Origin of the sequence: Faecalibacterium prausnitzii, assembly GCF_049532945.1 — a bacterium.
In the GTDB taxonomy this organism is placed as follows: domain Bacteria; phylum Bacillota; class Clostridia; order Oscillospirales; family Ruminococcaceae; genus Faecalibacterium; species Faecalibacterium prausnitzii_N.
In genome coordinates this window covers 1326139-1341146 of the sequence record NZ_CP186691.1, presented here as the reverse complement: position 1 = coordinate 1341146, position 15008 = coordinate 1326139, and the positions used below count along the sequence as shown (strand labels likewise).

The window sequence follows — 15008 nt, the reverse complement described above, 5'->3', positions numbered from 1 at the left end:
TCATCCCTCCTCCAAATCACATGCGCAGCTCTGCGCCCGCAGTGCCGCCCAGGTCTCGCGGCCAACGGTGCCGGTCTGCTGCAGGCCCGCCCGCGCCTGCGCGGCCTTCACAGCCACCGTCTCCGCCGGGCCGAAGGACGAATTATCCCGCACGAAGCCCTCCCCGCAGCAGAGGTTCGCCCGGCCGTTAATCCACTGTTCGATCTGCATCACATCCGGGCCGACGCTCCCCTCCTTCATGGCACGGCCCGGATATGCCATCTCCCGTGCCGCATCCCGGTCGGGGTTGGGCATCCCGGTCGCCAATTGCAGGCTCAGCGCCTCCACCGCCGTCCAGGTCTCAGCGTCTGCGATGCCGGTCTCCGGCAGGCCGAGCAGCGCCTGGGCACTGCGGGTCGCAGCGGCAGTCTCCCCGGTGTAGCCGGTGGCCAGCGGCGGTGTCTCCACGCTCTCGAAGTAATAGGCGATCCGCCGCAGCAGGATGGTGTAATACAGCACGTCGCTGCCCTCGCTGCCCACCGTCAGCGGCTGGCCGGGGTAGGGCAGGCGTTTCAGGGTGACCACCGGGCCGCTGCTGCGCAGGGCCGAGGCTTTGCCGTAGAGCGACTCCCAGGTCGCCCGCCCCACGATGCCATCTACAGTCAGCCTCGCAAAGCGCTGGTAGGCCCGCACGGCGTTCTCGGTGGCCGCGCCAAAGCTGCCGTCGATGCCCACCGCCGGGATGCTGGATTCATAGGCGCTCATGAGGTAGAGGTAGAACTGCAGCTCCCGCACCGCTGTGCCGCTGCTGCCCCGCCGGAGGATGCCCGGGTACTCGCCGGGGCGCAGGCTGGACGACAGCAGCTTGTTGGCGATGTCGTTGTACACCTCGTATAGCTTGTTCCATGTTGTGCGGCCCACCACACCGTCGCTGGTCAGGCCAAAGTAGGTCTGGAACCGCTTGACTGCCGCTGTGGTCGCCGCACCGAACCTGCCATCCACGGTGAGGTCGTTCAGTCTGGAATAGACGGTGTGGGCGATCTTGAGCCAGAACTGCACCAGCCGCACATTCTGTCCGCTTGCACCCTCCCGCAGGGCGGTGCCGGGGTAGGCATTGGGGGTGCCGTTGTCGGACTGGATGCTGCGGAACTGGTCGTACAGCGCGGTCCATGTGTCACGGCCCACCACGCCGTCCACGGTCAGGCCGTATTTGCGCTGGAAGGCCCGCACCGCGCTGGCCGTGGCCGCGCCGTAGCTGCCGTCCACCGCAAGGGACGGGATGGCGGATTCGTACTGTGCCAGCGTATTCAGCCAGAACTGCAGCTGTTCCACGGCGCTGCCGGTGGAGCCGGTGCGCAGTACGGTGCCGCCCCATGTGCCGTCCGAGAGAGTGCCGCTGGACACCTCGCCCTCGCTGGTCAGCTCCGCAAGATCCTTGACCGACACATAGATATAGCTGATCTTGTACCATGTCTGTCGTCCGACTGCACCGTCGGCGGTCAGGTTGAACTGCTTCTGGAACGCCCTGACCGTGGACACCATGCGGGGGCCGAATACGCCGTCCACAGTCAGCAGGCCGAGGAAGGGATAGTCCTTGGTGATGCGGTTCAGCTGGCGCTGCAGGGTGAACACCGCTGTGCCGCTGTCGCCCTGCCGGATGGGCGAACCGGGGTAGCTCTGGGGGATGGACTGGATGTTCGAGGTGCGGATGATCTCGATGTCGTTGCCGTAGTAATACTTCAGGATCTGAAGCGGTGTTTTGCCCTGCTTTGCCAGCGTCACGGTGCCCCACTGCTTGAGACCCGGGCAGGTGACCGATTTACCGTCGCAGTATTCAGAGTAGTAGGGGTTTACGGTGCCGGTCTTGCGGATATAGGTGTTGAAGATGTCGTCGGTGATGCGCACCATCACATCGAACACCGTGCGTCCGTGAACGTAATACTGGTCGTAGCTGGTGGAGTTGGTAATGTTGAAGGTGTAGCCTTTGCTGGGGTACCACTCGGTGTAGATGCGGTTGAGTGCCAGCGAGATCTGGCAGTGGATGTTGGCCCGCAGGGCGCTTTCCGGCCAGGTAGGGTAGACTTCGCTGGATGCAACATTGGCGATATAATCCCGGAAGGAGACAGTCACATTGCGGGCGGATGCCGCAGGCTTGCCCAGATGCACCGTGATGTTTTTGGGAATGATGACTCTGTCCAGCACCCGGGGCGCACACGGATCGGCAGGCGCTCTGCCGCTGCCCCCGCCGCCCGCAAACAGCGGGTGGGGCGGGATGACTATGGGCGGGTTTACCACGTCGCGATCCTCTTCGGTCTCGGGGATCATCTCCGGCTGGGCCAGTGTGACCTGCCCCGCAAAGACCTGGATGCCCTGGATGCGGACGGTGCGGTACCCCGCCTTCGAAGCCGTCAGGCTGCACACCGCATAGGGCAGACGGGTGGTATTGTCCTCCTCCAGTGAGAGGGCACAGTCCGGGGCGGTCAGGGTCACGTCCGCGGCATTGCCCTCGGCGTCGGTCATCCGGGCCGCGGTGAAGCCGTCGCCGACGATGTTCACCGTGACCCCCTCCACCGGTGCCGACTGCCGGGCCGCAAATGCCTGAATGCGCAGAATTCCAGTCGCCATAAACAAAAACTCCTTTGCCGAAATGTTCGCTTGGTTCACTCACAGCGTATTCGGCAAGGAGTCGGAAGGTGCATGAAACAAACGCCCCCTGTCCGTTCGGAGGCATAGGCTCCGGAACCGGGCAGGGGGCGTTCATTGTTTGTTATATCTTGGAAGGGAAAAACGGAACGGCCTGATTTACCGCTTGTACTTTGCGGCAGTCTGCAGGCGCTGCATCGCACGGTCGAGCGCGATCTTGCTCTGATAATATTCATGCATGCTCTGCTGATGCTGCAAACGCTCCTCGGCACGGATGCGGGCAGCCTCGGCACGGTTCTTGTCGATATCCTCCGGACGCTCGGCGCTGTCCACCAGCAGCAGAACGAAGGTGGGGGTCACTTCGGCAATGCCGTCGCCCACCAGCACATCGCGGGTCTCACCGTTCACGGTGAACTGCAGCATCCCCATGTGGATGGCCACCAGCACCGGGCTGTGTCCGGCCTGCACACCGTACACACCGTCGCCGGTGGGCAGGGTCAGGCTCTCACAATCGCCCTGATAGTACTCACCGCTGGACGCAGTGATGTTCAGCATGAACTTGTTCATCAGACGGCACCGCCCTTTTCCTCAGCCAGCTTTTCCGCTGCCTTCTGGCGGGCATCTTCCAGCGTACCAACGTTGAAGAAAGCCCACTCCGGCAGATCATCGGCCTCGCCGTCCACAATGGCGGCAAAGCCGCGCACGGTATCCTGCAGCGGCACATACTTGCCCTTCAGGCCGGTAAAGTTCTCGGCCACAGCAAAGGGCTGGGACAGGAACTTCTGCAGCTTGCGGGCGCGGGCAACGGTGAGCTTGTCGTTCTCGTCCAGCTCGTCCATGCCCAGAATGGCGATGATGTCCTGCAGTTCCTGATAGCGCTGCAGAATGGACTGCACCTTGCGGGCCACGCGATAGTGCTCCTCGCCCACGATATCCGCTTCCAGAATGCGGGAGGTGGATGCCAGCGGGTCCACGGCCGGGTAAATGCCCTGCTCCACGATCTTACGGGACAGCACGGTAGTGGCATCCAGATGTGCAAAGGTGGTGGCGGGGGCCGGGTCGGTCAGGTCGTCGGCGGGGACGTAGACGGCCTGCACAGAGGTGATGGAGCCTTCCTTGGTGGAGGTGATGCGCTCCTGCAGAGCGCCCAGCTCGTTGGCCAGAGTGGGCTGGTAGCCCACAGCAGAAGGCATACGGCCCATCAGAGCGGACACCTCGGAGCCTGCCTGCACGAAACGGAAGATGTTATCAATGAACAGCAGCACGTCCTTGTGGGTCTCCTCACGGAAGTACTCTGCCATGGTCAGGCCGGTCTCGGCAACACGCATACGTGCTCCTGGGGGCTCGTTCATCTGACCAAAGACCAGTGCGGTCTTATTCAGAACACCGGACTCGTTCATCTCGCCCCAAAGGTCGCAGCCCTCGCGGGAGCGCTCGCCGACGCCGGTGAAGATGGAGTAGCCGCCGTGCTCGGTGGCCACGTTATGGATCAGTTCCTGGATCAGCACGGTCTTGCCGACGCCTGCACCGCCGAACAGACCGATCTTGCCGCCCTTTGCATAGGGGGCCAGCAGGTCGATGACCTTGATGCCGGTCTCCAGGATCTCGGTCGCGGGCTTCTGCTCTGCAAAGCTGGGGGCCTTGCGGTGGATGGGCCAATGCGGCACATCATCCACAGAGCCCTTGCCGTCGATGGGTCTGCCCAGCGGGTCGAACATGCGGCCCAGCGTGGCTTCGCCCACCGGTGCGGTCAGGCCGTGGCCGGTAGCGGTCACGGTCATGCCCTTGCCCAGACCCTCGCTGGCGGAAAGCATGATGCAGCGCACAGTGGTCTCGTTGACATGCTGTGTCACTTCCATCGTGCGCTCGGTGCCCTCGGCGGTCACGGTAAGCGCTTCCTGCAGGGCAGGCAGCTTGCCTGCGGTGAACTGCACGTCCACCACAGGGCCGGCTACGCGAATAATAGTTCCCTGTATCATACGATTGCCTCTTACTTACTGATTGTATAAACCCTCTCAGTCTCGCTTCGCTCGCCAGCTCCCCCGAAAGGGGGAGCTTTTTCAAGTGATACGATTCTGCTCAAAACCTCGCCCTTCGGGAGAGGTGGCCGTGCGCCAGCACGGACGGAGAGGGTTCCTGGTTATTCGTTACTTTGCACCGCCGCAGCGCCGCCGATGATCTCGGTGATCTCCTGTGTAATGGAGCCCTGACGGGTGCGGTTGTATTCCAGCTGCAGCTCCCGGATCATATCGTTGGCGTTCTTGGTGGCGGAATCCATGGCGGTCATGCGGGCGCTCTGCTCTGCGCAGAAGCTCTCGGTCATGGCACCAAAGATCATGCCGTGCATGTAGATGGGGGCCGTCTGCTCGAACACCGTTTTGGCGTCCGGGAACATCTCCACCTCGCCGCGGGGGTCACCCAGACCTTTCGGGGCGGGCTTCAGATGCTCACGGTCCAGCGGAAGCAGACGCTCCATCACCGGCTCACTGGTCAGCGCGTTCTGGATCTTGGTGTAGATGAGGTAGATCTCATCCAGTTTGCCGGTCTTGAAATCATCGATGGCATCCATCGTGATATCGCGGGCACGCTGCAGCGTAGGCTCCGTGGCACCGTAGTGGAAATCCTCCACCAGCCGCGGGTCCTTGTGGTACAGGGCGCGGTAGCCGGTCTGACCAATGACGTAGAAGCGGGCATTGGGGTCGCTGCCGCACTGCTCTTTCAGGAACTTGAGCAGGTTCTGGTTGTAAGCGCCTGCCATGCCCTTATCTGCCGTCAGCACGACATAGGCACGGATGGGGGCTTCCTTCTCCCGCTCATGGAAGAACGGATGCACCGGCTCTTCCGGCAGGTGGGGCACCACGCGGGAAATGGTATCGCGCATACGGTTGAAGTAGGGCGATACATTCTGGTAGTTCTTACGTGCCTTGCGCAGCTTGGACGAGGAGATCAGGTACATGGCGTTCGTGATCTTCATGGTGTCCTGAATGCTCTCGATGCGCTCCTTCAGCAGCTTACTGGACGGCATGGCTGTCGCCTCCCGCATAGGTCTTCCACGCGGTCAGGATGGCGTCCACCTGCTCCGGCGTGATCTTGCCGGTGGAAGCGATGGCATCCATCGCGCCGGAAACATCGGCGTGGAAGGACCGCACAAAGGCGTTGACCTTTGCGCGCTGCTCAGCCAGCGGGAGCGTGTCCAGCATCCCGTGGGAGGCCAGCGTCAGGATGACGACCTGCTCGGCGTCGGACTTGGGCTGATACAGCGGCTGCTTGAGCATTTCCATCAGAGCCTTGCCGTGATCCAGCTGGCGGCGGGTCTCCGCGTCCAGATCCGAGCTGAACTGTGCAAAGGACTCCATATCCTTGTACTGTGCCAGCTCGATACGCAGGTTGGCGTTGGCCTTCTTCATGGCCTTGGTCTGGGCAGCGCCGCCCACACGGGACACCGACAGACCCACATTGACGGCCGGGCGGTTGCCTGCATTGAACAGGGCGCTCTCGAGGAAGATCTGACCATCGGTGATGGAAATGACATTGGTGGGGATGTAGGCCGAAACGTCGCCTGCCTGCGTCTCTACGATAGGCAGTGCGGTGATGGAACCGCCGCCCAGATCGTCGCGCATCCGGCAGGAGCGCTCCAGCAGACGGGAGTGCAGATAGAACACATCGCCGGGGTAAGCCTCACGGCCCGGAGAGCGGCGCAGCAGCAGAGAAATGGCACGGTAGGCCACTGCATGCTTGGACAGATCGTCGTAAACGATCAGCACGCTCTTGCCCTGACTCATGAAGTACTCGGCCAGTGCGGTGCCGGCATAGGGTGCGATGTACTGCAGGGGAGCGGAATCCGAAGCAGTAGCCGCCACGATGGTGGTGTAGCTCATGGCACCGTGCTTCTGCAGATCGCCTGCCACACGGGCAATGGAAGAAGCCTTCTGGCCGATGGCCACATAAATGCACAGCACACCAGTGTTTTTCTGGTTCAGGATGGCGTCCGTGGCGATGGAGGTCTTGCCGGTCTGGCGGTCGCCGATGATCAGTTCACGCTGGCCGCGGCCGATGGGGAACATGGAATCGATGGCGAGGATGCCGGTGTGGAGCGGGGTATCCACGCTCTGACGCTCCAGAATGCCGGGGGCCTGCTTTTCGATGGGGTTGTAGCCCACAGCTTCAATGGGGCCCTTGCCATCGATGGGCTCGCCCAGCGGGCTGATGACACGGCCCAGGAAGGCATCGCCCACCGGGATGCCGGCACGCTTGCCGCTGCGGGTCACCATGGTGCCCACACCGACGGTCTCAGCTCCGTCGAACAGCATGATGCCCAGCTGTTCGGGGTCCACGCTCTCCACCATGCCCTTGGCACCGTTGTCGAAGGTGACGATCTCGCCGTACACGGCGCGGTTCATGCCTTCGACGTGCACGATGCCGTCGGCAGAGGAGATGACCACACCGCCCTCGGCAGAGGTCTCGGCGGGCTTGTAGTCCTCAATGCGGGTCTTGAGGGTAGCCAGCGAGGGCTTGCCCTCCATCATCTTGTCCAGCTGATGACGGCCGGAGTTATCGAACACGCGGTCGCCCACCTGCAGGACATAGCCGGACAGCAGGCTCTCGTCCACCGTCACGTTCAGGATGACCTCGGTGGCGTCGTAGAGCTTCTTTACCTCGTTCTTGATGCGGGCGATGTCCTCTTCGCGCAGCTGGTGGGCAGCGCGCAGCTCGGCCTTGACGATGCGGTTGTCCGCAAAAAATTCACGACTGAATTCAGTTGCCATTGCCTGCACCTGCTTTCTCCAGCAGATCGTCCAGCAGACGTGCGTCGTCCTGGGCGGTCAGATTGCGGGCCAGCAGCTTCTCGCACATCGCACGGGCCAGTGCCGTGGTCTGGGCATCGGCTTCCCGCAGCTTGTGCTGGCGCTCTGCCTCAGCCGCGGTCTTGCCCTCGGCAAGGATGGCGTCAGCCTGCTTCTGGGCGTCCAGCAGCAGCTGCTGCTTTTCCTTCTCCGCCTGCTGCTCGTAAGCCTTGCGGCGGGCAGCGGCCTCATTGTCCACATTGCGCAGCTTATCCTGCGCAGCATTCAGTGCCGCAGCGGCTTCGCTCTTGGAAGTCTCGGCAGCAGCAAGGGCGGCGTCCACCTGCTTCTGGCGCTCTGCGATGATGTTCATGACAGGCCTGTACAGGAACTTGCGCAGCAGCAAAAACAGGACCAGAACGTTGACGACCGTCCACAAAAGGTTCAGATTCAGTGTCAGCATTCGTCATGCCTCCGTTATTGACCCAGGAACAGGATGATCAGCAGTGCAACGACGAAGCCGAAAATTGCAGTACCTTCTGCCAGAGCAGCGCCCAGCAGCAGGTTGGTCTGGATCTTGCCGGATGCCTCGGGCTGACGGGAGATAGCCTCCGTTGCCTTACCCGTTGCGATGCCGATGCCGATACCGCCGCCAATGCCGGTCAGCGCTGCAATGCCAGCGCCCAGAGCTACGAGTCCGTTCATAATAAAATCTCCTATCTTTTTATCGTTTTTCTTGTACAACTTCTCCGTCCCTGCTCCGCAATGCCAGGGGAGCTGTCTGCGCAGCAGACTGAGAGGTTACTCTTCGTCTCCCAGGCTCTCCTTCATAAAGAGGGAGGTCAGGAACACGAACACGTAGGTCTGGATCAGACCGTCGAACAGGTCAAAATACAGGCTGAACACCGCCGGGACGAACACAGGCACCACGAGCTTGATCAGCTCCATGATGACGAATGCGCCCAGCACGTTGCCGAACAGTCGCATGCAGAGGCTGGTGGGGCGGATGGCGATCTCGAGGATGTTCATAGGGGTCATGACCGGAGTGGGGGCAGCCAGACTCTTGAAGAAGCCTTTCCCGCCGCGCGCGTGGATGCCGGAGTATTCGATGAGCACGATGCTCATCAGCGCCAGCGCTGCGGTCACATCCAGATCCTTTGTGGGGGGCTTGATGCCGAACACACCAATGAGGTTGGAGCACGCGATATACAGCGCCACGCTCATCAGATACGGCACATACCGTTTGCCGTTCTCGCCCAGCAGCCCGACAAAGAAATCGTTGATAAGAGTCACGACCGTTTCCAGGATGGCCTGGCGCCTGGTGATGTGATCGACCCGCAGATTCCGCGTCAGCAGGATCGAACCGAGCACCAGAAACACCATGATGCCCCAGCTGATGACCACGGATTCCGGGATCTGCAGCCCAAACACCGAGACCATCTCCACGTTCAACTCTTCTTTCAAAGCAGCAGTCAACGCATTCATTCTTTTGCTCTATCTCCTTTCCTTGTTATCGTTTTTCCGAAAAAGTGCTGCAATGCGCGAAAAAAAGCAGGAGGCCGAGACGTCCTCGTCCCACATCCTCCTTCGCTCACGCCTTGCCCGGCGCTTTTTACGTGACGTATCATAGCACGATTGTGCCGAATTTTGTAGCCCCCGGCCCAACATTCTACGTTTTGTTATATTCCATTTCACAACAGCCGAAGAAGTGTTGTGTATTTTGTGCAAATTTCCGATCTTGTCTTATGCCAATTGCACAATTTCCAAGTGGATTCTCTTCCTTTCGCTTCGTTTTCCGAGTCAAAAACGGGGCAAAATCGGCATATTATTCACTATATGTATATCCGGTATATCAAATTTATATAGGCAGACCGACTGCGATGCAGCCCCCAAACGCGGCTGTGATACTGCCCTTATATAATTGTAATACAGATTTAATATGGCCGTTTACTGCTTTTCGCCCCGGCGGAACACCAGCCGGAAGATGGCACGGGCAAGCGGCCCGCAGTACAGCATCTGCCAGCACAGGGCCATGGGCATATTGCAGCCCCATGTATGCACCCAAGTGCCAAAGCCGGGTTCTTTAAACAGCACCGTTGCGATCAGGCTCATCACCGGGCACATGATGCACACGATCATCAGCGAGATGGCATAGGTGATGAACTGCGGACGATCTGTGGGCCGCATAAAGCGGAAGGCCAGCCGGGTGGCCAGCTTCTCGACCACAAAGAACTCCAGGATAAAGGCAGCAGGCACCATGATCGGCATCTCGTGCAGAGCCATAACAAAGGTGGCATTGGTGACACCGCCTGTGTTCAGCGCCACATTGTAAACGATCATGCCATAGACCATAATTGCAGCCATGACAATGGTGAAGACGATCTTTTCAAGCAGAGTTTTCGGCATTGTTATAAGCTCCTTTTTATCGGTTGTGGAAAACGTTCACCGCACCAAAACAAAAAAAGAAGCCGGACGAGGGAACCTTCGTCTGACTTCTTTGCGCGACTACCATTCATTGTCTGCTATGATAGCACAAATTTTCGCTGCACATAAGAGTCCGCCGTCGGTTTCTCGCTTTTTTCCACAAATCATCCACAAACGGCCCGAACTTTTTGGCGCAGTTGATGTATCCCAGTTTTTTGGATTTTTGGTGCAAAAATGCGTCTCATTTGTTGTACACTCTGCGAATAGACAACTCCGCCTTTGTCGTGTATAATAAAGCCAGAAACCAGAGAAGTACAGCAGAAGCTCAAGAGAGAGCTAATCCCGCTGACTTGAAGCAGAAAGGAGCGAGACCGATGGTCGATATGGAACCCGCACAGCAGGGACAGGCTGTCGGGATTCGCTGAGAAGCAAAATAGAGGCTCACCACAAACGGGATGTTTCCCCCGTATAAAAACACAACAACAATGAGCCAGTCTTGAGCATCAATCACGCGAAAACAGAACAGTCTGTCGAGTATAAATCCCCTGGCGATTCAAATAGATCCGCATGAGGTGATCCCCATGATGAAAGCTTTTGCGCGGACGAGAATATTTGAATGACCGAAAAGGAGCAACTCCAATGTACTAAGCAATGGAATCCCCCGCAAATCTAACTCGAAAGAATGTGGTAATATGAAATTCATCTTCCGAATCTCGGTGCCGCACTCCATCAGTTAAGAGAAGGGTCAATCCAATGTACACGAGTAACGAGTAGTTCCCCTTGAACCAGATTCCCAGTTTCTGATCGTTTCTAAGGAGAGTCACCCTATGAAACGTTTACTCCGAAAATGAGGAACCCCAAGGAGAAGAGGCTTATGACTCCGAAGAAGTAAGTATCCAGCCGGACGAGGGCTTGCAACCGCCTCGTCCGGCTGGTTTTTTATTTGTTCCTTCGCACATTTTCCGGGCAGGATGTTCCGTTCCGGGTTGAATCCCGTCCTTGCTTTTTCACTCTCCTATGTTATACTTGTGGAAAAAGATGGAGGTGTATCGTATGGATTCGTTCTTCTCGTCTTCCACTCTGTTCAACCTTGTGCTGACCGTTATCTGGTTCATCTCCGGCATTCGGGATCTTCAAGGCAAAGACCCGTTCCTCGATCTGCCGTTCAACCAGTATCACCGCGACCCGGAGTACCGCGCCTTCTGGCAGAAAAAGAACGGCGTGTTTTACATTCTCAACAGCATCGCCTTTCTGATCTTAGCCTTCACACCTGTTACATCGCTGATCTACCGCATCCTCTTCGGTGTTGCCATCGGGGGCGATCTTCTTTATCTCGTTGCGTATGAGAGTTGGAACCATAGCGCCGATTGAATCGTTCTGCTCTGGTTCCATTCCAAAATTTTTCTTGCTCCTTCTGCCGTTCTCTGCTACAATGGAGAAAAAACGCAGGAGGTTTTTTCATTATGGTCAAGCATGTGATCCTGTGGCAGCTGAAGGACGAACTGTCCGATGCCGAAAAAGCCGCCGTCAAGGCAGGCATCAAGGAGGGTCTGGAAGGTCTGGCCGGTCAGATCCCCGGTCTGGTGGACATCCGCGTCAACATCGACGCTCTCCCCTCTTCCACCGCCGACCTGATGCTGGACACCACCTTTGAAAGCGCCGAGGCCCTCAAGGGCTACTCCGTCCATCCCGCCCATGTCGCCGTCGCCAACAGCAAAGTGCGGCCTTATTACAAGAACCGCGTTTGCCTGGATTACGAGGTCTAACATGCTTACACCAGCTGCATCCTCCCGGAGATGCAGCCATAGCACGAAATGAGGATGGCATCATGAATAAAGCACTTCGGAATGTTACAGCCCTTTTCCTTGCAATGCTCCTTTGTCTTTGTCCGCTTTCGGTTCAGGCCGCTGGTGTCACCGGCGATACGGTCCTGGCCAGCTACCGGACACTGATCGACGCTTACAACAACTTCGCCGACCTGCACGAGTCCTATCTGGTCATGCTGGGTACACAGAATGTTTCAGATTCTGTCCGCGCCTACTACGACGGTGTTGACCTTGTGTTGGATAACCTCTACGCCACCGGCTCCGCAAAGGGGAATCTTGCCACGCTGGATGCCGGCACGCTGACCGAGATCAACAACATCCTCACCGAGGACATCGCTTTTATGAATGCGGCCAGCGCCACGGTACAGGCCCAGATGGGCAACGGTTACCCTGCCGGGAACTATACACCGGGAACGGTCTACGGCCCCAAGCTGAACCAGACTGAACTTGATCAGGTGGCCGGTGTCGTCAGCCGCTTTGCTTCCAGCCTGCCGCTTTCTTCCATGAGCGACGTTGATAAGGTCATGGCTGCGCGGGACTACCTCATCCAGTTCTGCTCCTATGCCCCCGACTGGTCGAAGAACCGTGCCAACACGGCGTGGGGTGCGCTGGTCTACCGGCAGGCGCAGTGTTCCGGCTATGCCCGCGCCATGAAAGCTCTCTGCGACTCCATCGGAGTGGAATGCTGCTACGTTCATGCGGACGCGGCAGCTTCCAATCCAAGCCACCAGTGGAACACCGTAAAGATCGACGGCCAGTGGTACATTCTGGATGTGCAGGGCGATGACTCTTCCGGCTTCGAGGCATTCTTCCTGCTGTCGGATAACAGTTATGCCGCATCCACCGGCCTGTCATGGGATCGTTCCGCCGTTCCCGCCTGCCCCGCCGACTATACCGGCACGCATTACCACTACGTTTTCTTCCAGCGCATGGATCAGAGCCTGTTCGCCGCGCGGATGATTTGAGCGTTTCTCATTGACAAACCCACCGTTTTTGCGTATTATAATGTCAAAGGGGATTTTATGCCCCTTTGACACACACAAACTGGCTTTGACGAGAAGAGTATGCACAGCAGGCACCTGACAGAAAGCCCGAAGGATGGAACCGGGCAGGCCGCGCGATGCCGAAGATGGTCTCGGAGCTGCGCAGGTGAAAATTGAGCCTGCGACGGGTGCGCCCGTTACTGCGCGTGGGCTGGTCTTTCATCAGCCCACAAGGCCCCGCTTGCAAGGGCGCGGCGAAGCAAGGTGGTACCACGAAAGTTTCAGGCTCTCGTCCTTGTCCGGCACATCCGGCAGGGCGGGAGCTTTTTTGTGACACAGCCACGATAGAAAGGAAGAGCATATCCCCATGAGTGAGCACAAGACATTCTACATCACCACTCCCATCTACTACCCCAGCGACAAGCTGCACATCGGCCACAGCTATACCACTGTCGCCTGCGACGCACTGGCACGCTTCAAGCGGATGCAGGGCTATGATGTCATGTTCCTGACCGGCACCGACGAGCACGGCCAGAAAATTCAGGACAAGGCTGCCGATGCCGGTGTGACCCCCAAGGAGTATGTGGACAAGATCGTAGCCACCGTCAAGGATCTGTGGAAGCTGCTGGACGTCAGCTACGACCGCTTCATCCGCACCACCGACGACTACCACATGGAGTCCTGCCAGAAAATTTTCACCAAGCTGTATGAGCAGGGCGACATCTACAAGGGCGAGTACATCGGCCACTACTGCAAGCCCTGCGAGAGCTTCTGGACCGACAGCCAGCTGGTGGACGGCAAGTGCCCCGACTGCGGCCGCGAAGTGTACGACGCCCACGAGGAAGCCTACTTCTTCAAGACCAGCAAGTATGCCGACCGCCTGCTGAAGCTCTACGAGGAGAACCCCCAGTTCATCCAGCCCGAGAGCCGCAAGAACGAGATGATCGCCTTCATCAAGCAGGGCCTGCAGGATACCTGCGTGTCCCGTACCTCGGTCAAGTGGGGCATCCCCGTGCCCTTCGACCCCAAGCACACCATGTATGTGTGGGTGGATGCCCTGAGCAACTATATCTCCGCGCTGGGCTACGGCAACGAAAAATATCACGACTACGACAAGTTCTGGCCTGCCGACCTGCACATGGTGGGCAAGGAGATCCTGCGTTTCCACACCATTCTGTGGCCCGCCATGCTGATGGCTCTGGATCTGCCCCTGCCCAAACGGGTGTTCGGCCACGGCTGGCTGCTGATGAACGGCGGCAAGATGTCCAAGTCCGTGGGCAACGTGGTGGACCCCGTGATCCTGTGCGACCGCTACGGCGTGGATGCCATCCGCTACTTCCTGCTGCGTGAGATTCCCTTCGGCAACGATGGCATGTTCACCAACGAAGCTCTGATCACCCGCATCAACAGCGATCTGGCGAACGACCTGGGCAACCTGCTCAGCCGCACCGTCGCCATGTGCGAGAAGTACTTCGGCGGCACCGTGCATAACGTTGCCGGTACCGAAGCCATCGACACCGAGCTGGAGACCATGGTCAACGAGCTGACCGCCAAGGTCACGGCCGACATGGACAGCCTGACCATCCCGCAGGCCCTGATGGAGATCTTTGCGGTCATCCAGCGCGCCAACAAGTACATCGACGAGACCGCTCCCTGGGCGCTGGCCAAAGACGAGGCCAACAAGGCCCGTCTGGAGAGCGTGCTGTACCACCTGTGCGAGGCACTGCGCGTGTGCGGCATCCTGCTGAACGCCTACCTGCCCACCACTGCCCCCAAGATGATGGAACAGCTGGGTCTGGACGCATCTGCTCTGGACCTGACCAAGACCACCTACGGCGCACAGGAGACCTACACCGTGCACAAGGGCGAGGCACTGTTCCCCCGCATCGATGTGGCAAAGGAAATTGCCCACCTGAAGGAAGAGGACGAGAAGCGCAAGGCTGCTGCCGAAGCTGCCAACAAGGCCAAGGCTGAAGCTGAGAAGAAGGCTGCCGCCCCCGCCGAGGAGAGCACCGTGGACTTTACCCACGAGGAAGAGATCGACTTTGACACCTTCTGCAAGGTGGAACTGCGTGTGGCCGAAGTGCGCGCCTGCGAGAACCTGAAGGAAAGCAAGAAGCTGCTGCACCTGACCGTGTTTGACGGCGAGCGGGAGCGCTGCATCCTTTCCGGCATTGCAAAGTGGTTCAAGCCGGAAGACCTGATCGGTAAGAAGATCGGCATTGTGTGCAATCTGGCACCTCGCCCCATGATGAAGGGCAAGTATGTCAGCGAGGGCATGATCTTTGCTGCTGATACCGCCGACGGCGGCTGCTCCATCGCTTTCTACGGCGACGACACCCCCGTAGGCAGCCGCATCCACTGAGCCG

The 15008-nt window shown here is 58.9% G+C and carries 13 protein-coding genes; 4 read left to right on the top strand and 9 right to left on the bottom strand.

The features are described 5' to 3' along the window. The 9 genes from ACNQFG_RS06715 to ACNQFG_RS06675 all read right to left on the bottom strand — a co-directional run bounded on the left by ACNQFG_RS06715 (position 1) and on the right by ACNQFG_RS06675 (position 9812). A complete protein-coding gene (locus ACNQFG_RS06715; protein ID WP_423406400.1) occupies positions 1-2604 on the bottom strand; it encodes a peptidoglycan-binding protein in 2604 nt (867 codons plus the stop codon). Between the two features lie 177 nt (positions 2605-2781). Beyond that, positions 2782-3189 carry an ATP synthase F1 subunit epsilon gene (atpC, locus tag ACNQFG_RS06710; RefSeq protein ID WP_423406399.1) on the bottom strand — a complete coding sequence of 136 codons (408 nt, stop codon included), beginning with the start codon at positions 3187-3189 and terminating at the stop codon, positions 2782-2784. Beyond that, the gene (gene atpD, locus ACNQFG_RS06705) at positions 3189-4601 is read right to left on the bottom strand and encodes a F0F1 ATP synthase subunit beta (protein WP_097775203.1); all 1413 of its coding nucleotides are present in this window, start codon (positions 4599-4601) and stop codon (positions 3189-3191) included. Before atpD ends, atpC begins: the two co-directional genes overlap by 1 nt. A 161-nt stretch (positions 4602-4762) precedes the next feature. After that, positions 4763-5647, bottom strand: a complete 885-nt coding sequence (gene atpG / locus ACNQFG_RS06700) for an ATP synthase F1 subunit gamma (protein ID WP_423406398.1) — start codon at positions 5645-5647, stop codon at positions 4763-4765. After that, a complete protein-coding gene (atpA, locus tag ACNQFG_RS06695; RefSeq protein WP_423406397.1) occupies positions 5634-7388 on the bottom strand; it encodes a F0F1 ATP synthase subunit alpha in 1755 nt (584 codons plus the stop codon). Before atpA ends, atpG begins: the two co-directional genes overlap by 14 nt. Further along, a complete protein-coding gene (locus ACNQFG_RS06690) occupies positions 7378-7869 on the bottom strand; it encodes an ATP synthase F0 subunit B (protein ID WP_423406396.1) in 492 nt (163 codons plus the stop codon). Before ACNQFG_RS06690 ends, atpA begins: the two co-directional genes overlap by 11 nt. 14 nt (positions 7870-7883) lie before the next feature. Continuing rightward, on the bottom strand, positions 7884-8111 hold the full coding sequence (gene atpE / locus ACNQFG_RS06685; RefSeq protein WP_423406395.1) for an ATP synthase F0 subunit C: 228 nt from the start codon (positions 8109-8111) through the stop codon (positions 7884-7886). Positions 8112-8207: 96 nt separating this feature from the next. After that, on the bottom strand, positions 8208-8891 hold the full coding sequence (locus ACNQFG_RS06680; protein ID WP_423406394.1) for a F0F1 ATP synthase subunit A: 684 nt from the start codon (positions 8889-8891) through the stop codon (positions 8208-8210). 462 nt (positions 8892-9353) lie between these two features. Beyond that, positions 9354-9812 carry a DUF2798 domain-containing protein gene (locus ACNQFG_RS06675; protein ID WP_423406393.1) on the bottom strand — a complete coding sequence of 153 codons (459 nt, stop codon included), beginning with the start codon at positions 9810-9812 and terminating at the stop codon, positions 9354-9356. Positions 9813-10883: 1071 nt separating this feature from the next. Here ACNQFG_RS06675 and ACNQFG_RS06670 point away from each other — a divergent pair. The 4 genes from ACNQFG_RS06670 (at position 10884) to metG (ending at position 15004) form a co-directional block, all read left to right on the top strand. Continuing rightward, entirely contained in the window at positions 10884-11201 is a 318-nt protein-coding gene (locus tag ACNQFG_RS06670; protein WP_423406392.1) for a hypothetical protein, read from the top strand. Between the two features lie 92 nt (positions 11202-11293). Continuing rightward, entirely contained in the window at positions 11294-11596 is a 303-nt protein-coding gene (locus ACNQFG_RS06665; RefSeq protein ID WP_423406391.1) for a Dabb family protein, read from the top strand. Between the two features lie 62 nt (positions 11597-11658). After that, complete coding sequence (locus tag ACNQFG_RS06660) at positions 11659-12621, top strand: transglutaminase domain-containing protein (protein WP_207685601.1); 963 nt, start codon at positions 11659-11661, stop codon at positions 12619-12621. Positions 12622-13006: 385 nt separating this feature from the next. Next, positions 13007-15004: a methionine--tRNA ligase gene (gene metG, locus ACNQFG_RS06655; RefSeq protein ID WP_005944502.1), complete on the top strand. Its 1998-nt coding sequence runs from the start codon at positions 13007-13009 to the stop codon at positions 15002-15004. The last annotated feature ends 4 nt before the right edge of the window (positions 15005-15008 follow it).